Raw genomic sequence first — 22,410 nt, forward strand, 5'->3', positions numbered from 1 at the left:
AATATACTTACAGTACGAAATAATTTCGTTGTGTTCAGGCCGTTTTCCTATTCTGTGATCATTTCCCGGACAGAGGAGGAAAATATGCATGATAAAAAACGAATTATGATGATCTCTACCCATGGATACGTGGCGGCCGATCCACCCCTCGGAGCCCCCGACACGGGAGGACAGGTGGTCTATATCCTCGAACTGGCCAGAAAATTGGGGCAGTTCGGTTATGATGTCGACATTTGGACCCGACGTTTTGAGGACCAACCGGACACCGACATAGTAGACGAACATGTTCGGGTCCTGAGGGTCCCCTGCGGCGGAAAAGCCTTTATCCCGAAAGAGTACCTTGTTCGATCCATTCCCGAATGGGTGGAAAACACAAGAAAACGCATCAAAAAAGAAAAGCTCAACTATAGTTTTATCAATAGCCACTACTGGGATGCCGGTGTTGCAGGTCAACATCTGGCACACCAGCTCTCAATTCCCCATGTTCATACACCCCACTCCATTGGAACCTGGAAACAGAAACAGATGCTTACCGATTTTCCCGACAGTGAGGAGGAATTTGAAGAGCGTTATAATTTCACGGAGCGCATACGAACAGAGGGGCAGCTCTATCGTTCCTGCGATCTGATTACCGCAACAACCCCGATCCAGGTGGATCTCATCCAAGAGGCCTACGATATCGACCAGGAAAAAATACGCATGATTCCGCCAGGCTATGATGACAATCGCTTCTTTCCCGTCGGGCCCTCCACAAAGGCGGCACGAAAAGAACGCCTCGGCTTCGGTCCGGCAACGATTTTTGCGGTCAGCAGGCTCGCTCATAATAAGGGCTTCGATCTGTTGATTGATGCCTTTAGTGTTGCCGTACAACGAATTCCCGAAGCAGAACTGGTCTTGGCGATAGGACATGAAGACAGAAATGAAACGGAACAGGCAATCTATGAAACACTTCTCGATCGGGTTTCTCAATATGGATTGGGAAATCGAGTCAGGTTTACCGGTTTTATCGCCGACGAAGATCTTCCCGATTACTACCGTGCGGCAGATCTATTCGTTCTCTCTAGTCGATACGAACCCTTCGGCATGACAAGCATCGAGGCAATGGCAAGCGGAACCCCGGTAGTTGTGACCGCCCACGGAGGGCTCGCCAGGGTTCTCAGCTTTGGAGACAACGCCCTCATTGCCGACCCCTTCGACAGTGAGGAGTTCGGAATAGCCATCTATCAAGCCCTGCACTACCGACGTCTTCGCAGACGACTTTCAAGCAGAGGGGCGGCACTTGCCCGATCCAGATTTACCTGGACAGGGATTGCACAGCAGCTGCTTGACGCCGTCGATACCTGTACAGATGCGTTTGAGGAGGATGAATGAAGAAAGCGGCACGACTCTTTTCTTCCGATCTTGACGGAACATTGATTGGCAAGCCGGATGCTACGGTCTCATTCAAGCGATCATGGGAAGGGTTACGCAGGAAAAAAGGAAGTGCCGCCCCCCTGCTTGTTTACAACAGCGGCAGGCTGCTCTCTCATACCTTTGAGCTGTTGAAGCAGAGCGACCTTCCTGATCCCGACTATCTCATCTGCGGGGTAGGAACCCTTATCTACGACTTCCGGAAGCGGGAACTGATTAAACGCTTTGCCGAAACCCTCAATACGGGATGGGATCTGAAAACGGTCAGGGCTTGCCTCGATTCATTTCCCGATACCGAGGAACAGCCGCCCAAATATCAAAACGACTTTAAATCAAGCTGGTATATCCATGACGCCACACCAGAGCGTCTTCAGGAAATCAAAGATGCCCTGCGCGGACTCGGACTATCGGTCAATGTGGTCTACTCATCGAGCAGAGATCTTGATATTCTTCCCCAGTACGCCAATAAGGGAAATGCCCTTGCCTGGCTTCTGAAGCGAATAGAAATCGAAGCCGAAGAGGTGATTGTCGCCGGAGATACCGGCAACGACAGCTCCATGTTCACCATCAGAGGCGTCAGGGGAATCATTGTCGAGAACGCTCAGCCGGAGTTGTTTTTGGCGACTATGGAGTTGCCCACCTATACGGCTGGGCGGCCTTTTGCCGATGGGGTCCTCGACGGGCTTCTCCACTACGAACTCATCGAAGAAATTGCGGATATCAGTGATATAGAACTAGTTCACAGCCAATTCGATCCCAGATTCCATAGTGTAGTAAACTCAGACGCTTTCAAGAGCCTGAGTGAATCACAGCACGGGCTGATCAACGAAGCCTATCAGGAGGCGGTAAACGCTTTAAAACGCTGTATTACCCCAAAAGGTTTTTCGGCCTGCAGCCTCGACGACAATATCCTCGACGCTACCGATTCAAACTACAAAAGCATATGGGCCAGAGACGGAGCGATTGTTGTCATGAACAGCCTATCCCTCAAGGACCCTGATATTCAACGATGCCAGCACGCAACCATGGAAACCCTGCTTTCCCATATCACGCCAAGAGGACAGGTGCCGAGTAATGTCTCAATCGACACAGGAGAGCCTGATTATTCCGGTATCGGAGGCATCGCCTCCATCGATTCCGGGCTCTGGCTGGTGATTGCCTTTTATCACTTCATACGAGAGACCAGAGATTACCAGTTTCTTCGCAGCTGGGCGGGCGAAATCAAAAACGCCATGAATTGGCTCGAGGCACAGGACAGCAACAACGATTCGCTTCTTGAAATCCCGGAAGCAGGTGACTGGATGGATCTTTTCGGAAGAAGCTATAATATCCTATACGACGAGGTCCTCTGGTACAATGCAAATCTCTGCCACGGCAGAATTGCCGAACTATTGGGCGACTTCGATACCGCAGGGCAGCGGCTGCGAATGGCCCAACAGATCAAAGAAACCATTAACCGCAAGTTCTGGCCCTCGATACACAGCGATGCCATCAAGGCTTTTTCCGATCAGCAATTCTCCATGGGAGATACATCTTATCTTCTTGCCGAGATTACCCCCTTCGGTTTTGACTGGCGCTGCGATGTTTACGGCAATATTCTTGCAGCCCTGTTCAATGTGCTATCCGCCGAGCGGGCAAAGATTGCCTTTCAGTTTATGTGGGGAGTCGGGGTAAACGAACCGGCTCCGGTGGCCAATCTTTATCCGCCTGTCAATGCAGGAGATCCTGCTTGGCGCACCTATTATACCGTAAATTTACTCAACCTCCCCCACCACTACCACAACGGAGGTATATGGCCCTTTATCGGAGCCTATTGGGTGATGTTTATCAGCAGGCTCGGCCTCAGAGACCTTGCCCAGCAAGAATTGTTTCGGCTTGCGCTGGTCAATCATGAAGGGATTGAGCATGAGTGGGAGTTCAACGAATGGGTACACGGCAGAACCGGCAGGCCGATGGGAAAAAGATATCAGGCATGGTCTGCCGCCGGTTTTATCGGAGCTTATTATGCGCTACAGCTTGAAGCCGATAACTCGGAGCAGTAGCAGAAGCTGCAACCACCATTATTCCGGACACCGGGATACCACCCCAAAAGAGGGGCGGTACCGATCAGTACCGCCCCCGCATATTTCGAAACGCCTTCATTCCAGGAATCACAAAAGGCGACTTATATCACGTTTCACGTAGCAGCGTATTCCCTCTTGTTCAAACTTCTCCTTGAGCAACTTCAGATCGGCTACAAGAACATCTATTTGATCATCCTCCATAACGATATAAAACATAACATTCTTCTCCGGCCAAATAGCCGAAGCTTCTCTCCGGCCGTGACGGCCACGGCCGAAAAGGGGAGAAAAAAGGGAAAAGTTATCCCTGAATCCGTGGGCCTCCAGTACCTCGATAATATCTTCCTCGATGGATTGGTTTGCAATGATATTCATTTCAATCATTTGTTGCCCTCCTCTTTTTTCTTCTTCCGAAACCATTTACGGTCCCTGTTGATGAGCGAATAGACCACTGGCGTAACAAAAAGCGTAAGGAAGGTACTTGCGACAAGTCCGCCGACGATGGTTTGACCGATGGCCTGAATAGATTCGGTGCCCTCAGACCCGAAAAATCCCATAGGGACCATTCCGAGAATGGTGGTAAGACTTGTCATCAATACCGGCCGCAATCTGCTTCTGGCACCGGTCTGGACCGCCTCCATCAGCGGCACGTCCTTGTGGCGCAATAGGTTCGTATAATCGACAAGTACGATTCCGTTGTTTACGACGATCCCGACAAGAACAACCATTCCAACGATCGAAAAAAGACTAAGCGGTTGGCCCAGCAGGGTATAGACAAAGACAACTCCGATAAGCAGCATCGGTATCGAGAAAAAGATGATAAAAGGATCGACAAGAGATTCAAACAGACTCGCCATCACGGCAAAAACCATGATGATGGCTATGACCATAACGATGACCAAAGGCCCACCCATTCGGGATATATCCTCGGCCTCGCCGCTGAAAGAAAGCGTCACTCCGTCGGGAACCACAAAAGAGGTACTAAGATACTCCTGGAGCATCGCATTCACCTCGGTTGCTGTAGTATCGGAGGTGATATCAGAGGTTACATGGACGACACGCTTTTCATCCTCGCGATCGATATCCTCAGGTCCTGCCGTCAACTCGAAGGAGGCGATATTGGAAAGCGGGATTGCTTCCTTCGAGGAAGAAATGACGGATAGAGAGCTAAGTACCGTCTCGCTGTTTCGGTCTTCTTCCTTCAAGCGAACCAGTACATCCAGCTCATCGCCGTTGAGCCAATAGGTAACCGGAGCATCGCCGTCCACAAGGTCGCTCACCGCAGAAGCCACATCGGAAACTGTCAGGCCGAGGGCAGCGGCGCGATCTTTATCAATAACAATACGGTATTCGGGGGCACCGTTCTCAAGAGAAGACAAAGGATCGACGATTTGCGGCAGATCGCGAATAAGATCACGTATCTTGGACGCAGTTTCCCCAGCAAGAGTGAGATCGCTGGAAATCACCTCGATATCGACGGGGTCGCTGGTACCGCCAAATCCTCGTCCCGAAGGAAATTTGAAACTGGCGTTGGGTATCTCATTCAGGTAGGGCCGCAGTTTCTTCTTGATCGTCGTAGGGTTGTCGATCTGATCTTCAAGATCCGGCAGCATGATCTCGATACTGCCTTCACCCGATTCCACCGTTATGATGATATTTTCGTAACCTTTGATCTCTTTTTCGATCGTTTTGCGCATCTCCATCAAAACGGCTTCGGTGCTATCAAGTGCCGTACCAACGGGCATGGTAAGATCGATGGTAACCTCGTCGTCAGAATCGGAATTGGGTTGGAATTGAAGCCCCATGGTGGACAATTGTGCAAGAGACAGCAGGAAGAGAACAATTACCAAAGTCAGGACAAGGGCCCTGTTCCTCAGTGCAAAACGAAGCGCCGACGCATAGCCGTCTTCAAAGGCTGTGAAACCCTTTTCCGATATGGTATCCAACTTTCGAAGCAAAGGATTTTTCAGCGGTTTCTGCTTTCGGGAATAGACCTTGAGATACGTACTGCTCAAGGCAGGGACGACCATGAGCGCGACAGCAAGGGAGGAAAGCAGAGAGATAACAATGGTGAAGATCATATCCTGAAACATCTGGCCAAGCATCTCAAGATCGTCTTTCCAGATGATCATGGGGATGAACACACAAAGGGTCGTCAAGGTGGAGGCAACGATGGCCGTGACCATCTCTCTGGATCCCAAAATTGCGGCAGCATGCAGCTTTGCCCCGCGTTCCCGATATTTGTAGATGTTTTCAAGGATGACGATGGAACTATCAACAATCATTCCCAGGCCGAGAATCAATCCGGTGAGGGATATCATGTTTAACGTCAGCTTGAAAAAGAACATCGCTCCGAGGGTAATTAAAAGGGAGATGGGAATGGATATACCGATGATCAATGTACTTTTGATGTTTCGCAGGAATACAAAGAGGATAAGCATGGCAAGAGCGGCACCTTGCAAGGCAGAGATGTAGACCTGATTCAAAAGAGTGGAGATCATGGTTGTCGTATTGTAGAGGATATCGACCTTTACCTCTGGAGGAAGGCTCTTATTGATCTCGGGAAGGGCCTCTCTAACCGCATTTGCAATCTGCACGGTATTGGTATTGGTCTCGTTTCTGATCACCATCGATACCGAAGGAGAACCGTTTACATAGACCCTCGTGTCTGAATCTTTTTCGTCAAGATAGACGTCGGCAATATCTTCAAGACGGACTACGTTGGAACGATTGACCGAACCTGAGGAATTGTTTGTATCGATACTGGCCACAACGGTCCTGCGAATATCGTCTAAGCTGCCGAAACGTTCGTTGATACGCAGGTTGTACGACATTCCTCCTTTTTCAAAGTCTCCGCCGCTAAGGAGCACATCCTGGGCTTTAAGGGCCGACTCTACCGTCGAAAAGGAAATACCGTATGCCGCCATCCTGTTGAGAGAGAGATCTACCTTCACCTCTTTGGTCTCACCTCCACGGACATCTGCCGAGGCAACGCCCTTGATACGTTCCAGTCTCGGCTGAATGGTGTCTTCGGCAAGCTGCGTCAGGACATCGGAGCTTTCCTCTCCCGAAACCATCAATAGCATGATGGGCATCGAGCTGCTGTCGAATTTCAGAATCTGAGGGGATCCGGCATCGTCGGGCAGCGCCGAAGTAACACGCTCAAGGGAATCACGTATGTCGTTTGTGGCGTCGTCAAGATCCGTGCTGTAATCAAACTTCAGACGGATAAGACTCGATCCCTCCATAGAGGTTGAGGTGATTGATTCTATTCCGCTTACATTGGAAAGCTGTTTTTCCAGAACACTGGTAACTCCATCCTCAACCTCCTCGGGACTGGCGCCGGTATAGGTCGTCCGAACCATGATCACGGGATAGTCGGCCGAGGGAAACATCTCAACAGCAAGATCGGGAACCATAAAGAGGGAAAGCCCGACAAGCAAGGCCGTTACAACCAGTATGGTGACGGGACGCCGTACCGATAACTCTGTAATATTCATCTATTCCTCCACGGCATCCGGATCGTTGACCATCCGCACAGGAGAACCATCGGTTACGGAAGAGACTCCCTGGGTAACTACAAGTTCATTTTCGGAAAGGCCCGAAAGGACCTCGACCATTTCATCCGATTTCAGTCCCAGGCTTACCACCCGGCGCTCCACACTATTATCGTCCTTGACGACATATACAACGGAATCATCGTAATAGTTTGAAACAGCGTCGGACGGGACCGCGATACAATCACGGCTTTCCCTGGTGATGAGTTTCATCGAAGCAAACATTCCGGCTCGAATACGGGAATCCTGATTGACTATTTCGAGTTTGACTTCCATGGAACGGGATTCGTTATCTACGACGGGATTAAGCTGAACAACCCCGGCATCGAAAACCGTGTCAGGAAAGGCTTCGAAAAAGACCTCTGCGTGAAGCCCCAATTTGAGATAGGTAATGTATCGTTCGGGCACATAGGTTATAAGGGATAGTTTCGTAAGATCACCAACGACGGCCACCGAGGTGGAAGTGGAAACGGTGTCTCCGACATTCACATTCACATCGGTAATCGTCCCTGAAATCGTCGACGGAATCGGACTTCGGCTGTAAAATTCGCCGGGAACCGAGGGGTCAACGATGGCAACCACATCGCCCTTTTTCACGAAATTGCCGGGATCAACGTTTCGCACGACGATCTTGCCGGCCACATCCGGATAGATATCGACCGAAACATCGCTTATGACATCACCATTTACACGAATAAACTGACTCACAGTCTGTCTTGCGGCATATTCGGCCTCAACGGCGACCGTGGAAGATTCTCCCGATTCATCTGAAGATTTCTGCTGTGCAGTAGACGCGCCACCTGCACCTTGGCCTCCCGGCATGCCGCCTTTTTGTCCTGAAGCGGCACCAGAGCCTTTAAGTATCAATGCGATACCTGCAAAACCTGCAGCTATTATCAACAAGAGTATGATCTGAATTATCCGATCGCCTTTTTTCGTCTCCATGCAATCACTCCTTATCCGCTTTGTTCAACTCATCCAGAGATTCAATACCAAGGGCTCCGCGCAACGTAATAAGATCACTCATGTAATCATATTGGCTGTCAAGAAGGTTTTGCCGAGCGGTCAAAAGATCCTGCTGAGCATCATCAAGGGTAATACGGTCGCTTTTTCCACGTGAAAAACTTTCTTCGGTCATCGCGTAGGATTTTTCCGATAACTCCAGATTCAACTTGGAAAGCTCGATATTCTCACGATCCGTATTGATCGAATTAACGACATTGATAATCTCCAGACGGGCGTCCTGAATCAATTGATCAAGAGAGAGCTGGGCCTTTTTTATAGAATCTTCAAGTTCTTTGATTTCCAGATCCGTAGATGAACCGGGAATATAATTATCCAAACCCAAGGAAACTCCGATTGAAAACGCAAGTCCGGTTTCCTGGGAAAAATCCTGCCACGTGCCGGAAGAAAACGGCTTGGAATAATCTTCCGACACAGTGGCAGAAAGAGAGATCGATGGTAAATGTCCGGTCTTCCGAGAGTAACGAAGTGAACTTTCAAGCAGTTCTAAACTATTTTGCTGAGCCTTGATATCCGATCGATTCGCAAGGTACTGCTCAACCAATTGAAGGGCGTCCAACTCATAGGCATCAACATCGAGGGAACCTTCCAGGGAAACCTCTTGAGAGGGGTCAAGTCCGAGAACTACCAGGAATTCCTTTAAGCGATTCTGATATGCGGCTTTAAGAGAACTATAGGTGGGTTTCAAATTCGCAACATTAACCCGCTCCTGAAGGACATCCAATTCAGGAACCAGACCATTTCTAAATTTTTCCCGAACCTGCTCATATCTTCGCTGAGCAAGTTCAATATCGTTCTTCTGTATCTCAAGATTTCCCCGACTAGTGAGGAGATAATAGAATTCGCTCTCTACATTCATCTTGAGCTGTAAAACGGCATCATCATAACTGATTTGAGAACCTTCCAAGTTAATTTGAAGCTGCCTCATCGACTCCTTGAGCCCGGGAGAAACAGTATAGGTCAATGAAAGCCCCGGACTTACTCCAAGCTTTGTCAAATCCGTATCATCATCAGCGTAGCTCGAAGAACTACTCAGCGAAAGAGAAGTTGAAACATCGGGTAAAAGGAGGTTCCAGCTATTTTTCGCACTGCGCTCGGAGATTTGGAGAGAGATGGCCTTTTCCAGGAGTCCGGTATTGTTCTTAAGAGCAAGGGCAATACACTTCTCTTTGTCGAGAGAAAGGGTTTCCGCCGAAAGCTGCATGAGGGAAAACATCGTAAACATGATTACCCCCGTGGCCATACGTTTTCTCATATCATCATTCTCCATTCATTAAGTTTTCAATGATAGTCTAATAATTTACCGGTAAAGCGTTGTAAAAGCGAGGTAAAAGGAGTGTAAAGTATGTAAAAAAGCCGCCTACATAAGCAGGCGGCTTTGTCTATTCATCTTTGGTCGGGTCGTATTATGGAATCCAACTATCAATGAGGTCGGAATGATCGTTCATCCACTGACGTGCAACAACTTCGATATCGTCGTCAGACTCTTCAATTTTGACCATCAGGTCTCCAAGCTGAGCCTCATCAAAAAACATATTTGATAGAAATGTGGCAAGGGTAGGCTTATCTTCGCGGATGTTTTTGCGGGCCATAATATGGATATTACCTTTTCCCCATACCGTTTTATCCGGGTCCTGCTGTAGAAACTTCAGATCCCACTTTCCGAACATCCAGTGCGGGGTCCAGCCGGTAACGACGATCGGCTCTTTTTTTGCATAGGCATCCTTTAAAGCGGCCGCCATCGCGGGGCCACTGGAAGACATAAGACTGAGTTCGAGATCGTAAAGATCAATAACCTCTTCGGTGGTCTTCATAACACCGGCCCCGGCATCGATACCGGTAATCTTGCCGCCGAGATCATCCTTAATGGAATTAAGCTCGCTGATCTTGTCGATCGACATGTATGCAGGAACAACAAGACCGCTTTGGGTCCCTTCGAAGACATGTCCCAAATCTACGATATCGTCTTTGTACTCATCGTAATAATCCTTATGAAGAACCGGGAGCCATGTCTCCATAAAGGCATCTTTGTCTCCCTGTGCAATGGAAACATACCCCGGGGCTACATCGGTGGCGGTGATGGTGACGTCATAACCCATCTTATCCTCGAGCACCACCTTCGCAAGGTTGGTGTAAGCAACCCCCTCTGCCCAATTGACGTACACAAGTTCAGCTGTTTTTTCTTCGGCAGGGGCTGCGCTTTCCGCCGAAGCAGATTCGGTAGCTTCCTCATCTTTCTGAGAGCAAGAGACTGCAAACACGAGGGTCACGGCCATCAGTGCAAGCAACAATTTGTTAGTAAACTTCATGAAACCTCCTGAAAAAAAGTTCATCATTATATCCTTAACGCCGACGAGTGCCGGCGACTTTTCCAAGTGCCTGGGTTACCCTGTCGAGGTACATTGCGAGTATGACTATGGCAATTCCCCCTTCAAAACCCTGATCAATTTTTAACTGTGTAATGCCCTTAAGAACCTCATTTCCAAGGCCTCCGGCACCGATCATACCGGCGATGACTACCATGGAAAGGGCCAGCATGATGGTCTGATTCACCCCGGCAAGGATGGTGGGAAGGGCTACCGGTAGTTCCGCCTTAAGAAGCATTTGATGGCTTGTGGCCCCAAAGCTTTTGGCAGCCTCCTTAATCTCCTTGGGGACCTGGCGGATACCGAGGTTGGTAAGTCGAACCGAAGGAGGCATGGCAAAAATCAACGTGGCAACGACACCGGGAACCGGCCCAAGCTTGAAAAAAAGTACGGCTGGAATCAGGTAGACAAAGGCCGGCAGGGTCTGCATAAAGTCAAGGACGGGGCGCACAATACGCTGTACCGTATCCTTTTTCGAAGACCAAATTCCAACCGGTACAGCAATGAGCAAAGCAAGGATGACGGAGGTCACCACGAGGGAGAGGGTTTCCATAGTTTCCCCCCATAAGCCCATGATCCAGATAAGAGAAAACCCAATAAAGCTCAGGATTCCTGCACCACGACTAACAAGCAACCAGGCAAGGACCGCAAGCAAAAGAACCAAAACAATCGGTGGCGGAAAAGAGAAGACGGCCAAGAACGCACTTAGAACAGCTTGAACAATAGCACTTACGCCGTCGAAAAAGCCGTCCCAATGGAGGGTCATCCAATCGATAATAGTCTCGAACCATCCACCGACATCCAAAATATCTCGTAACGTCTCCAATATCATATGTCCTCTCCTCCGTTTCCGTTCTGTTCAATGAACTCACTGAGGAAGACAGGACCACCGTCGTCGTTTTCGTCGCTCACCTCGGCGATAATCGCACCTCTATCCACGGCTCCATGGAAAACCCCATCATCGTCGATCACGGCAATGGGATATTCTGAATTGAAAGCCACCGAAAGCAACTCCGATATCGGAGTTGCCGGATGTGTGGTGTACACCTGATCAACAAGAATCGATTCCAGGCTTTTTATCTTCTGTTTCTGGAGACGCACCGTATCATCGATCTTCACAATACCAAGCAATTTCCTATCCGAATCAACAACACCGATACGATCCATGGAAGCCTTTTCCATCAAACGAGTTGCAGTTCCGGGTCCATCTTTATCGATATTCACGACTTGCGCGTTTCGCATAATCGAAGAGACGGTGATAATCTTTGTCTTATCCACGTTCTGAACGAATGCCTTTACATAATCATCTGCGGGATCGGAAAGAATTTCTTCCGGAGTTCCAATCTGTCTGATAACACCTCCGGGACCAAGAATGAGTATACGGTCGCCAAGTTTGAGGGCCTCATCAAGATCGTGAGTGATAAAAACGATGGTCTTATGCATCTTAGCCTGAAGACTTAAAAGCTCATCCTGCATCTGTGTCCTGATAAGAGGATCCAGAGCGCTGAAGGCCTCATCCATCAGAAGCACTTCAGGATCGTTTGCAAGGGCCCTGGCAAGCCCGACCCGCTGCTGCATACCACCGGAAAGCTCGTCGGGCATACTCTTTTCGTAGCCTTTTAAACCTACCAGGTCCAGAGAAGAGAAGGCCTTCTCCCGCCTGGTTTTTTTGTCCATACCACTGATTTCGAGTCCGAATTCCACATTTTCAAGCACTGTTCGATGCGGAAGCAGGCCAAAATGCTGAAAAACCATCGAGAGGGTATACCTTCGGACCTTCCGCAACTGTTCTTTGTCCATATCGAGAATATTTTCCCCATCGATCAGAATCCTTCCTGCCGTGGGATTTATCAGACGATTCAGGCAACGGATAAGCGTTGATTTACCACTTCCCGAAAGCCCCATAATGACAAAGGTCTCCCTCTTTCCAATTTCAAAGCTGACATCGTTGACAGCAACGACACAGCCGCTTTTTTTGAGAATCTCCTCTTTTGTCCGTCCCTGCTCAAGGAGGGGAAAAACCCGTTTGGGGTTCGGACCAAAAATTTTGTAAAGATTCTCAATTTTAATCTTTACCTCGTGTTCCATTCAATGTCCTTATATATACTGTTCATATCATTTCCCGGATATTTACTCTTATATATTATATAATTATACAGATAAGGTCAAGTTATGTGCTTTTTAATTCTTTTATTTATATGTATTTATATATCATAAACATATTTATCTCTATTTACTCTATAAATTTATTTTCAATTCTATTATTTATTTGTCTACTTATTAGATCCCGATGTTATTCCGTCTTGACCTTTTCGAGCAAGCCCTGGATACTTTTCTGAAAGAGGAAAACGCCATATGACAGAACATAATGAATCGATACAGGGGTTCGACGGAGGAAACCGGCTTCTTCGTATCTGGTCGGCAGAATCCTTCGAAAGGAAGGCCCCAAAGGGGATTATTTTTATTTCCCACGGCTATGCCGAACATTCGGGACGATACCGAGGACTTGCCGAAGTGCTCACCTCATCAGGTTTCAAGGTTGTAGCCCATGACCATTACGGGCACGGACAATCCGGCGGAAAGCGGGCGGATATTCCTCGTTTTGAATGCTACCTCGACGACCTGATGTTGGTCATACGATCTCAGGAGAAGGAAACGCCCGGGCTTCCTGTTATTCTGCTCGGACACAGCATGGGAGGCGCCATTGTAACAGCCTTTGCCTGCCGTCACCCCGACAAGATCGATGCACTTATTCTCTCCGGCGCTGCAATACGCAACGAGGCAGGGGCCTCCCTTCCCTTACGATGGGGTGCAACGGTACTTGCGGCTTGGGCACCGAATATGGGTGTGCGCCCTTTCGATACAGCAGGAATCAGCAGAGACACTCATGTCGTAGAGGCCTATGTGGCGGACCCACTGGTCTATACCGGTCCCATGAAGGCGCGGATGGGCAGGGAAATGTTGAGGATATCCAAACTAACGAGTGCGGAGAAACTGGCGCGAGTTAGGGTGCCTGCCCTTATCCTGCACGGAAGTGCAGACAGAATCGTCGACCCCGGATGCAGCAGATTGCTGCTTAAGGGCCTGGGATCAACGGACAAGAGACTGGAAATTTTCGACGGCTTATACCACGAAATTCTCAACGAACCGGAAAAACAAAAGGTCTTCGCCACCATCTCCATCTGGCTGGCAGAACACTTCTGATCCTACTTTTTCCCCTTGGCCTTAGAAGCCGTGGTGATAATTTCAAGGACCTCTTCCGAAGAAAGTTTTTCGATCGCCTCTTTCTCTCGTTTGTCATCCGGAAGCCGAATGTTCTTTGCACCGCATTTAATATATGGTCCGTACTTTCCGTCGTATACGGCAACCTTGCGTCCTCCATCAGCAATGGCTCCAAAATCCTTCAGAACGGAAACTCCTCCCCTACCCCGCTTCGGTTCGGCAAGGATTTCGAGGGCCCGATCAAGGCCTATCGTAAAAAGATCGTCATCTTTCTTCAATGAACGAAATTCTCCGTCATGGAGGACATAGGGCCCGAAACGGCCGTCGTTCACCAAAACCTCTTTACCGGTTTCGGGGTTGATGCCGAGGAGTCGCGGGAGACTTAGGCGCTGCAGAGCAAGTTCAAGACTCACCTCCGAAGGCTTTACCCCCTTAGGAACAGCCGCACGTTTGGGCTTGGGATTCTCGTCGCTCTTTTCACCAAGCTGGACATAAGGGCCGTACCTACCGGTCAGGCAATAGACAGGTTCACCGCTTTCCGGGTCGCTGCCAAGGGGTTCCGGTCCGTTTTTCTGGGCCCGAATCAACTCCTGGATCTCCTCTTCACGGAGATCCGCAGGGGCGATATCTTCCGGAATGGAGGCATGGATCTCTTCACCATCATGATGCTGCACAAGGTAGGGGCCATATTTACCGACCTTGATTCCTTCCGTGATATGCGGCAAGTCGATGGTACGCGACTCCTCGGGTTTGATCGCCTTTTCACGATGCTCGACCCGCGTTTTCAGTCCGGAATCCCCCAAATAAAAGGAGGTCAAGTAGTCAAGCCTGTCTCGCTTTCCCACGGCAATCTGGTCGAGCGCAGCTTCCATGTCGCTTGTAAAGCTATATTCGATCATTTCCTGGAAATGGCGCTCAAGGAGCTGCACAACGGCAAAACCGGTAAAGGTGGGAACCAGTGCATTTCCCTGCTTACGCACATATTGTCGCTCAAACAGGGTGTTGATGATGGTGGCATAGGTAGAGGGCCGGCCGATCCCAAGACTTTCAAGCTCCCGCACCAGGGTAGCTTCGGTAAAGCGGGCTGGGGGCTTGGTCTCATGGACAAGCCCCTCAAGCCCCTTCAGGCTAAGTTCCTGTCCCTCGACCAGAGGAGGAAGAAACGTCTCTTTGTCGTCGAGAGCCGCTTCGGGATCATCCTTACCTTCTACGTAGACGCGAATAAATCCGGGAAACTCGATTCTCGTTCCGGTTGCCGAAAACCGCGTCCGTCCGGCATCGATCTTTGCAGTGACAGAAACCTTTCGTGCCTCTGCCATCTGACAGGCAAGGGTCCGCTTCCAAATCAAGGTGTACAGGGATTTTTCCCTGCCGGAAAGGCCCGTTTCATCGGGATGACGGAAACGATCTCCAGCCGGGCGAATTGCCTCATGGGCCTCCTGCGCCCCCTTGGATTTTGCAGCATACTGACGAGGAGCCTCAGAGAGATACTCCTTTCCATAAAGCTCCTGGACCGCGCTACGAGCCCCCTGGAGGGCCTCGGTACTAAGGGTCGGAGAGTCGGTTCTCATGTAGGTGATAAAGCCCTGCTCATAGAGCCGTTGAGCGGTGCGCATGGTCTCCCGTGCGGACATTCGCAGTTTCCGGTTTCCCTCCTGCTGAAGGGTACTGGTGATAAAGGGAGGTGCAGGCCGTGTCTTGGAATGCTTCTCCGAGAGCTCGGAGACGGCCCACTGGACATCGGAAAGCTCCTTTTCCAGGCTTCGGGCAGTGGCTTCATCAACAACGACAACATTCTTTTTATTTGGCAGCAGCTTACCAGTGGCAGGATCGAAGTCTTTACCTCCGGCAATTCTGCTGCCGTCGATGGATTCAAGTTTCGCCTCGAAACTCTTCTTTTCATCCTCAGGAAAAAGTTCAGCCTTTATATCCCAATATACAGACTTCACAAAGGAAATTCGCTCCCGTTCCCTTTGAACAATGAGACGCAGGCCGGGGCTCTGAACCCGACCGGCAGAAAGGCCATAGGCGATTTTCTTCCAGATAAGGGGACTCAGCGTATAGCCGTAGAGACGATCAAGAATACGTCGGGTTTCCTGGGCATTGACCAGGTCCATATCGATGGCGCGTTCATTCTCCAATGCCCGTTCAATCGCCTTTTTGGTAATCTCATGAAAAACCATGCGCTTCACCGGTACCTTGGGCTGCAGCACCTCGGTGAGATGCCACGATATGCTCTCTCCCTCACGATCTTCATCGGTGGCAAGCAGCACAAGATCAACCTCTTTGATCCGCTTCTTTAGCTCGCGGATAATCTTGCCCTTTCCCCGGGGGATGACATACAAGGGACGGAATTGATTATCGATATCGATACCGAGACGCCCCCATTCCTCCTTTTTTAACTCTTTTGGAATATCTGATGCTGATTGAGGAAGATCACGAACATGACCGACGCTTGCTTCGACAATGAAATTTTTTGGAAGAAAGCGTTTTATCGTGCGGGCCTTCGTAGGCGACTCGACAATTACCAATGTTTTTCCGTCCATATATCAAACCTGTCCGTAAAAATGAAAATATGCTTGCACATAACTATAATTTTTACCGGCAGGATGTAAAGGGGGAAAGAGGCCTATCGGTCGATGATTCCGCCGCCGATCACCAAATCATCCCGATAAAAGACGGCTGACTGGCCGGGAGTGACGGAGGCAGGCTCTTCCAGCTGAACCAGAAGCGAACCGGACTCAGACAATCCCTCGACCCGGCAGGGGACTTCTCCTGAGTTATAGCGTATTTTAACCATGCATTCGAAAGGAGGAGCATCAGGGAGATCCCAGATCACCTCGGAAAGGCTAAAACGTCGGGTACCGAACTCCCCTTTACGGGCGACAACGACCCTATTGGCATCACCATCAATTTGCGAAACATACCACGGTCCATCCCCTAGGCCAAGCCCTTGCCTTTGACCAATGGTGTAATGCAGATAGCCGCGATGCTGCCCCAGCCGCTTGCCGGAACTATCCACAAGGTCCCCCGGACGATCAACAAATTCGGTTCCAAGACGGTTGCGAAGGAAATCGATATAACCGCCGTCGGCAAAGCAAATGTCCTGACTCTCCTTTATGCTCTTGGTCGGGAGGTTTTCACGGAGGGCAATCTCCACCACCTCTTTTTTTGTATATTCACCAAGGGGAAAACAGACATGGGGAAGAACATCCCTTGGAATTCGGTAAAGCATATAAGACTGGTCCTTGGAGGGATCAACCCCCTTGCGAATATAGGTAACCCCGTCCACCACCGCGGTTCGGGCATAGTGGCCAGTGGCGATCCGCGGCCTCTCAGTTTCACGAAGGGCCCCCTCCTCGACGAGAAGCCTGCGAACCTGATGATAAAAATCGCCGAAACGAAGCCGTTCATTACAGCGAACGCAGGGATTTGGGGTCTCTGCACGGCGATACGTTTCCACAAAGGGATCAACAACACTTTGCCGGAAGGAACTTCGCATGTCCAGCAGGCGATAAGGAATACCGAGGTCTCTGCAGATTACCCGGGCCCGATAAATCGTCTTGGTATTGCAGCAGGGAGAGTCGTCCTGTATGTAGTGAGTGGCACCGAAGACCCTGCCTGACTGTCTGGATAGCATCCAGGCGGCAACGCTGGAATCGACACCGCCGCTAAGAGCGATAACCACAGCATCGTTGTGTGTATTGGTCATGATGATTTCTTACCAAAATTCTATGATTTGGTAAAGTCAACTACTGTCCGGAATCGTGGTGAAAAATGAATAAAATCTCCTTCGCTCGTAGTGGACGATTGACTATCTTCCTTCTTATGCGTGAGCGTAAAGGTAAAGGAATCACCACGATTCCGGACACTATGGGCAGCTCTCCCGCTCAATCAACTGCGGCTTGACAATAAGCTGCATAGGCGGATCCCCAGCACCTTCAATTAATTCCACAAGACGAGCACAAGCAAGTCCTGCATGCTCCTCCCGAGGCTGATGAATTGTGGTGAGCGGTGGATGAAAAACCGCACCGAGCTCAGTATCATCGTAGCCGATAACCGGTATATCACCAGGAATAGAAACATTAAGGCCTTTCAACGCCTCAATACAGCCGATGGCAACAAGATCCGCCTCGGCGAAGATACCGTCAATTTCATGCAGGCGATCTTGCATCTCAAGTATCGTGCGATACCCAAATTCGAATGAAACCATTCCCTTTTTTACAAGTCGGGCATCAAAAGGGATTCCGGCCTCGGCAAGAGCACGCTTATACCCATCAGTACGCTCTTGAAACTGCGGCTCGACAGAATCTTCGCTGAGGCAGAGAATTTTTCGACATCCAGCTTCAATCAGCCTCCGTGTTGCAAGTTCGCCACCATAGACGTGATCGGTAAAAAGATAATTCATGTGAGAATAATCATAGCTTCTCGGTTTAAAGTGAAGTACAACAAAGGGAATCCCCGATTTTTCGATGTATTCCCAATCTCCGGGGTCAATCTCGGGATGGACAATTAACAGGCCATCAATCTTTCGCCGACTAATAAGTCTGTTTATATTACTTTCACCGGTGTATTCGTTCTTGGCAAAAGTGGCGATACTGTCGATGGAAAAACGATCGAAACCATGCCGAACCCCTTGAATCAACATCCCCATATACAGCGAATTTCCAAAATAATCAAAGAGTTCGGGGAAAATCACCGCAACACTTCCCGTTCTTCCGGTAGAAAGGCTGCGGGCACTTGAATCGAAAACAAAATTCAATTCTTTGGCGATTTTCTGTATACGCTGCTTTGTGACTTGAGAAATGAGAGAACTATTGTTAAGGCTTCGCGACACCGTCGAATGGCTAACACCGGCAATTCTCGCAATATCCTTAATAGTTACCGGTTTGTGCTCCTTCTCCATCTTTCAGCTCCTGATAAAAACTGCGTCAGTATAGCGAAAAAAACGTTTCATTTGCAGCAATAATCGAAAAAAGCGTCATTGCACACGGTTGCATAACCAATTATACTACGAAAACTCATATATCGAAAGGAGTAAATAATGAAGAGCTCGCCTCACTTCGCAGGCCCTTGGCTACTCGAACAGGATGCACACAACAAGGAAGGAGTCGTTGCAATGGGCAGCAACTTTCTCTGCGCAAATGGATACCTCGGCTACCGTGGAACCTTTCCCCATTGGCGAAAAGAATCATATGTTGCCTGTGTGGTCGAGGATACCTGGGACAACGCTGATGGAATCTGGAGCGAACTTTCTTCGATACCAAACGGCCTCTATTTTCGGGTAGAAAATGGAGAAGGAAAAGCCTTACAGACATCAACTGCCCCCGAGGCAAAAAGCTTCCTGCGCCTTGATTTGGAAAAGGCACTGTTATCGGGCTCCATGGATTTCGACCTTCCAGAAAGCGGGCGCATTACCTGCTCCTTCACTCGGCTGGCAAATATCAGCGGCATCCATCTCCTTGCTCAGCGCATGGTTCTCTCTGCAGATACCGATTGTTCCATAATCGCGGTTGTCGGTATCGATACCGATGTATGGAGCCTCAATGGCAATCACTTTGCAACACTTTCCCAGGCGCAACAAGCCACTAATGCTGGTCCGGGCATCGATATGAGAACAGGCCAGTCCGGTATCGATATAGCCCTCCGCCAGGCTCTTCTTCTAAATGGAACAAAGCCAAGGGAAGGGTCCAATTTTATGATACAAGAAGGCATCATGCTGCGCCCTTTTCGCCTCGCCCTCAGGGCAGGCGAAAGCGTAACCATCGATGTAGGTGTAAGTATATACTCTTCCCGGGACCTACCCCATCCCCAGGAAGAGTCGGAAGAAGACGCAAAGCAGTTTTTAGAGCAAGGCTTTGATGCCATACGAGAGGAACACGAGGCCTGCTGGAAAAAGATCTGGGAACGTTACACTGCTTCCGTCGATAGTGATGATGATGCCTGGGGCATACTTAACTTCAATACCTATCACAACGTCATTGCCACCCCCTCCCATAGCGACCATCTTCCCATCGGGGCCAGAGGGCTCTCCTGCCAGGCATATCAGGGGGCGGCATTTTGGGACCAGGAGATATTCAACCTTCCCGGACACCTCTACGCCCAGCCGGAAACGGCACGACGGCTTTTAAGCTATCGATACAAAACCTTGGACGGAGCAAGACGCAAGGCGGCCCGACTCGGTTTCGAGGGGGCCTTTTACGCCTGGATCAGCGGTGACAGCGGTGACGAGCTTTGTCCCGACTACTTTTTCAAGGATGTGCTGACAGGAAGGAAAATCAGGAACCACTTCAACGACTGGCAAATTCACATAAGCCCAGATATTGCCTATGCCATACGAAGCTACCGTATTGCCACCGGTGATGACTCTTTCTCTGTTGGAGAGGGGGCGGAAATTCTCTTTGAGGTTGCCAGGTTTATCGCCAGCAGGGTGGTCTGGCTTCCCCGGAAGAGCCGCTATGAAATCCACCAGGTAATAGGTCCCGACGAGTACCATGAGAATGCAAACAACAACCTTTTTACCAACGTCCAGTGTCGTTTCGCACTTACCGAAGCCTTTGAAACCCTGCAAAACCTGAAACAACACCACCCAAAGCGCCTTGAGGAGCTCACATCACTACTGCAACTTGAAGAACAAGAACCCGCACTTTGGAACGACATCGCCGACAAACTCTTCATCCCTGGTATAGATCCAACGACGGGGTTACTTCCTCAATTCGACGGCTATTTTGATTTGGAGGATATAGCGCCCTCCGAGCTTGCCGGACGCCTGAAAGACAGTAATGAGTACTGGGGCTGGCCAAACGGCATTGCCTTCGAAACCCAGGTGATCAAGCAGGCCGATGTGATACAACTTTTTTACCAGCACCCTCACCTGTATGACAAAGAGACGATGCGTCGCAACTATCGCTATTATGAGAAACGGACACAACACCGTTCATCTTTGAGCCCGGCGATCCATGCCATTGTGGCCGCCCGCCTCGGTTTCGCCGATGAGGCCTATCGCTATTTTCTCGATGCAGGGCTCATCGACCTCTATAATTCCAAGCCGGCCATAAGCGGAGGTACCTTCATCGGGGGTATTCATACCGCAGCATGCGGCATCGCCCGCCAGATGGCAATACAGGGCTTTGCCGGCATAGAGGCGTGCGAAAGGGGAATCCGCTTTGAACCGGCTTTGCCTGAAGTGTGGAAAAAGCTCTCGTTCCCTTTTTATTACCATGGCAACAGAATCGAAGTTACTGTGGAGAAAGAACGGGCCATTTTCGAACATAAAGGAAAGGGGAAGTCGATACCCCTTCTATTGCCTGAAAAAGTAGTGGAACTTGCGGCGGGAGAAAATGTGGAAGTTCATTTGTAACAAAGAATAAAAGCCGCAGTCCTGCTGCGGCTCATGAAAGAAGCAAAATACACTGTAAAAAAGAATTTCCTAGATAGCTTTTGTCAGGCGAAGCAGAAATTCCGCAACCAGAGCGGAACCCACGAATGTACCGGAAAATACGAGAAAAACAACAAATATTCCCTTCCAGCCGACCTTTTTAAATTTACTCCAATCTTTTCCCACCGCTATCCCTGCAAAAGCTAATGGCGGGGTGGCGGTGGCAAGAAAAGGAATCCTGTTTGCATAATCAATAAAGGAATCGGTCCAGGGGAAAAGACCCGGAACAGAAAAGATGACACCTAAAACAGCCACCCACCCGACAGCGGGAAAGGGAACAGGAATAATATCGGCAAGAAGAAGTCCACCAAGAGAGAGAAACGCAAAGAGAAGCAGACCCGGCATCACTTCCAGAGGAGAGGTATGGTAGCCAACCCCAATTCCCAACATGATCAGGAGAGAAACAACCAGCAAGATACAAAACGTTGAAACAAACCTCAGAGAATAAGCGGAATCACTCATATTGTTTTCTCCTCATCCTTTTTCTTTCCGATAATAGGCGACAACCACGCATAGAGGCGGTTGGTAAGAGGTAAGAAAATGAAAATTGACATATACAATCCCGTTGCAGTCGTCAAAACCTGGCTGGCCCCAGCATAGGCCAAGATATCTTTGGCACGATCGGGGAAAACGGTGCTAAGGGCCCCACTGGAAGCAGCCATCATACTGCCGCTGCCAACCCCGGATGCAAGGGCCCACGCTTCAACATGGAGTGAGGGAATCATTTTTACAAAAACGGGAACCATCAATCCATAAAACAGGGTCCCCAACAAGGTTCCGACAATGTAAATGGTCATAACCCCTCTTCCCTCATCCGAATCGATACCGTAACGTTCGGCAATAAGTGATACATTTGCCTCCCGGCCAATAGAGTGGGTCATTCCCACTAATTCACGGCGAAACCCAAACAAAAGACCAATAGGTAGGGCAATAAGAATTGAACCGACATGGCCGAATTCCTGAAGTAAGATAGCAAGTCCCATATCCGATAGCTTAGAAAGGGATGGCCCAATAGACATACCAAGTTTCGCTATCAAAGGAAGGATCGCTAACAAAATCATGTTCTCTGCTTTTTCGCTCTGTTCTTTTTTCACCGCTTTTAAAAAGTAAGAAAACATTCCCAAAATCATGGCATAGAGCATCGGAAACAGTGCTATTGACAGAGAAGCACCTAAAGGGATTTTGACAATTCCTATCAATTCCGATACAACAACGATGCCGACGACAGATAGCATGAGCCGGCTGTCTTTTACAACTGCGAAAAAACCGCCCAATGCTCCTGAATCTGTACCTTTGCCTCCTTTCATGCAAACCTCCTATAATGTTGTAATTCT

General features: G+C 49.4%; 16 protein-coding genes. 4 read left to right on the forward strand and 12 right to left on the reverse strand.

Translation table 11 applies throughout. The annotated features are described in order from the left end of the window. The first annotated feature begins 84 nt into the window (after window positions 1-84). Together F459_RS0107405 and F459_RS0107410 are read left to right on the forward strand one after the other, a co-directional pair. A complete protein-coding gene (locus F459_RS0107405; RefSeq protein WP_020612097.1) occupies window positions 85-1,371 on the forward strand; it encodes a glycosyltransferase in 1,287 nt (428 codons plus the stop codon). After that, window positions 1,368-3,452: an HAD-IIB family hydrolase gene (locus tag F459_RS0107410; protein WP_020612098.1), complete on the forward strand. Its 2,085-nt coding sequence runs from the start codon at window positions 1,368-1,370 to the stop codon at window positions 3,450-3,452. Before F459_RS0107405 ends, F459_RS0107410 begins: the two co-directional genes overlap by 4 nt. A gap of 108 nt (window positions 3,453-3,560) precedes the next feature. On the opposite strand, the gene F459_RS0107415 is transcribed toward F459_RS0107410, so the two are convergent. From F459_RS0107415 to F459_RS0107445, 7 genes are all read right to left on the reverse strand, one after another. Further along, window positions 3,561-3,854, reverse strand: a complete 294-nt coding sequence (locus F459_RS0107415; protein WP_020612099.1) for a PG0541 family transporter-associated protein — start codon at window positions 3,852-3,854, stop codon at window positions 3,561-3,563. Beyond that, window positions 3,851-6,970: an efflux RND transporter permease subunit gene (locus tag F459_RS0107420; protein WP_020612100.1), complete on the reverse strand. Its 3,120-nt coding sequence runs from the start codon at window positions 6,968-6,970 to the stop codon at window positions 3,851-3,853. Before F459_RS0107420 ends, F459_RS0107415 begins: the two co-directional genes overlap by 4 nt. After that, entirely contained in the window at window positions 6,971-7,972 is a 1,002-nt protein-coding gene (locus tag F459_RS0107425; protein WP_020612101.1) for an efflux RND transporter periplasmic adaptor subunit, read from the reverse strand. Window positions 7,973-7,976: 4 nt separating this feature from the next. Then, window positions 7,977-9,305, reverse strand: coding sequence for a TolC family protein (locus tag F459_RS0107430; RefSeq protein WP_020612102.1), 1,329 nt, complete (start codon window positions 9,303-9,305; stop codon window positions 7,977-7,979). A gap of 151 nt (window positions 9,306-9,456) precedes the next feature. Further along, the gene (locus F459_RS0107435; RefSeq protein ID WP_026294940.1) at window positions 9,457-10,359 is read right to left on the reverse strand and encodes a glycine betaine ABC transporter substrate-binding protein; all 903 of its coding nucleotides are present in this window, start codon (window positions 10,357-10,359) and stop codon (window positions 9,457-9,459) included. Window positions 10,360-10,393: 34 nt separating this feature from the next. Further along, a complete protein-coding gene (locus tag F459_RS0107440) occupies window positions 10,394-11,248 on the reverse strand; it encodes an ABC transporter permease (protein ID WP_020612104.1) in 855 nt (284 codons plus the stop codon). Beyond that, window positions 11,245-12,504, reverse strand: coding sequence for a quaternary amine ABC transporter ATP-binding protein (locus F459_RS0107445; RefSeq protein ID WP_020612105.1), 1,260 nt, complete (start codon window positions 12,502-12,504; stop codon window positions 11,245-11,247). The genes F459_RS0107440 and F459_RS0107445 overlap by 4 nt, the downstream gene beginning before the upstream one ends. A gap of 267 nt (window positions 12,505-12,771) precedes the next feature. Between F459_RS0107445 and F459_RS0107450 the strand changes: the two genes are divergently transcribed. After that, window positions 12,772-13,620: an alpha/beta hydrolase gene (locus tag F459_RS0107450; protein WP_020612106.1), complete on the forward strand. Its 849-nt coding sequence runs from the start codon at window positions 12,772-12,774 to the stop codon at window positions 13,618-13,620. Window positions 13,621-13,622: 2 nt separating this feature from the next. On the opposite strand, the gene topA is transcribed toward F459_RS0107450, so the two are convergent. The 3 genes from topA to F459_RS0107465 form a co-directional block, all read right to left on the reverse strand. After that, window positions 13,623-16,184, reverse strand: a complete 2,562-nt coding sequence (gene topA / locus F459_RS0107455; protein ID WP_020612107.1) for a type I DNA topoisomerase — start codon at window positions 16,182-16,184, stop codon at window positions 13,623-13,625. 83 nt (window positions 16,185-16,267) lie between these two features. Further along, window positions 16,268-17,350: a tRNA 2-thiouridine(34) synthase MnmA gene (gene mnmA / locus F459_RS0107460; protein WP_020612108.1), complete on the reverse strand. Its 1,083-nt coding sequence runs from the start codon at window positions 17,348-17,350 to the stop codon at window positions 16,268-16,270. A 159-nt stretch (window positions 17,351-17,509) separates the two neighbouring features. Continuing rightward, window positions 17,510-18,544: a LacI family DNA-binding transcriptional regulator gene (locus tag F459_RS0107465; protein ID WP_020612109.1), complete on the reverse strand. Its 1,035-nt coding sequence runs from the start codon at window positions 18,542-18,544 to the stop codon at window positions 17,510-17,512. 138 nt (window positions 18,545-18,682) lie between these two features. Between F459_RS0107465 and F459_RS0107470 the strand changes: the two genes are divergently transcribed. After that, entirely contained in the window at window positions 18,683-20,998 is a 2,316-nt protein-coding gene (locus F459_RS0107470) for a glycosyl hydrolase family 65 protein (protein ID WP_020612110.1), read from the forward strand. A gap of 69 nt (window positions 20,999-21,067) precedes the next feature. Here F459_RS0107470 and F459_RS0107475 read toward each other — a convergent pair whose 3' ends face one another. Continuing rightward, the gene (locus F459_RS0107475; RefSeq protein WP_020612111.1) at window positions 21,068-21,538 is read right to left on the reverse strand and encodes a hypothetical protein; all 471 of its coding nucleotides are present in this window, start codon (window positions 21,536-21,538) and stop codon (window positions 21,068-21,070) included. Continuing rightward, complete coding sequence (locus F459_RS0107480; RefSeq protein ID WP_020612112.1) at window positions 21,535-22,383, reverse strand: DUF3100 domain-containing protein; 849 nt, start codon at window positions 22,381-22,383, stop codon at window positions 21,535-21,537. Before F459_RS0107480 ends, F459_RS0107475 begins: the two co-directional genes overlap by 4 nt. Window positions 22,384-22,410: the final 27 nt, after the last annotated feature.

It is taken from the genome of Sediminispirochaeta bajacaliforniensis DSM 16054, from assembly GCF_000378205.1.
In the GTDB taxonomy this organism is placed as follows: domain Bacteria; phylum Spirochaetota; class Spirochaetia; order DSM-16054; family Sediminispirochaetaceae; genus Sediminispirochaeta; species Sediminispirochaeta bajacaliforniensis.

Bases quoted from the DNA above. Each gene is read 5' to 3' on its own strand.
- F459_RS0107405 (WP_020612097.1), top strand. From the start codon at position 85: ATGCATGATAAAAAACGAATTATGATGATCTCTACCCATGGATACGTG.
- F459_RS0107410 (WP_020612098.1), top strand. From the start codon at position 1,368: ATGAAGAAAGCGGCACGACTCTTTTCTTCCGATCTTGACGGAACATTG.
- F459_RS0107415 (WP_020612099.1), bottom strand. From the start codon at position 3,854: ATGATTGAAATGAATATCATTGCAAACCAATCCATCGAGGAAGATATT.
- F459_RS0107420 (WP_020612100.1), bottom strand. From the start codon at position 6,970: ATGAATATTACAGAGTTATCGGTACGGCGTCCCGTCACCATACTGGTT.
- F459_RS0107425 (WP_020612101.1), bottom strand. From the start codon at position 7,972: ATGGAGACGAAAAAAGGCGATCGGATAATTCAGATCATACTCTTGTTG.
- F459_RS0107430 (WP_020612102.1), bottom strand. From the start codon at position 9,305: ATGAGAAAACGTATGGCCACGGGGGTAATCATGTTTACGATGTTTTCC.
- F459_RS0107435 (WP_026294940.1), bottom strand. From the start codon at position 10,359: ATGAAGTTTACTAACAAATTGTTGCTTGCACTGATGGCCGTGACCCTC.
- F459_RS0107440 (WP_020612104.1), bottom strand. From the start codon at position 11,248: ATGATATTGGAGACGTTACGAGATATTTTGGATGTCGGTGGATGGTTC.
- F459_RS0107445 (WP_020612105.1), bottom strand. From the start codon at position 12,504: ATGGAACACGAGGTAAAGATTAAAATTGAGAATCTTTACAAAATTTTT.
- F459_RS0107450 (WP_020612106.1), top strand. From the start codon at position 12,772: ATGACAGAACATAATGAATCGATACAGGGGTTCGACGGAGGAAACCGG.
- topA (WP_020612107.1), bottom strand. From the start codon at position 16,184: ATGGACGGAAAAACATTGGTAATTGTCGAGTCGCCTACGAAGGCCCGC.
- mnmA (WP_020612108.1), bottom strand. From the start codon at position 17,350: ATGACCAATACACACAACGATGCTGTGGTTATCGCTCTTAGCGGCGGT.
- F459_RS0107465 (WP_020612109.1), bottom strand. From the start codon at position 18,544: ATGGAGAAGGAGCACAAACCGGTAACTATTAAGGATATTGCGAGAATT.
- F459_RS0107470 (WP_020612110.1), top strand. From the start codon at position 18,683: ATGAAGAGCTCGCCTCACTTCGCAGGCCCTTGGCTACTCGAACAGGAT.
- F459_RS0107475 (WP_020612111.1), bottom strand. From the start codon at position 21,538: ATGAGTGATTCCGCTTATTCTCTGAGGTTTGTTTCAACGTTTTGTATC.
- F459_RS0107480 (WP_020612112.1), bottom strand. From the start codon at position 22,383: ATGAAAGGAGGCAAAGGTACAGATTCAGGAGCATTGGGCGGTTTTTTC.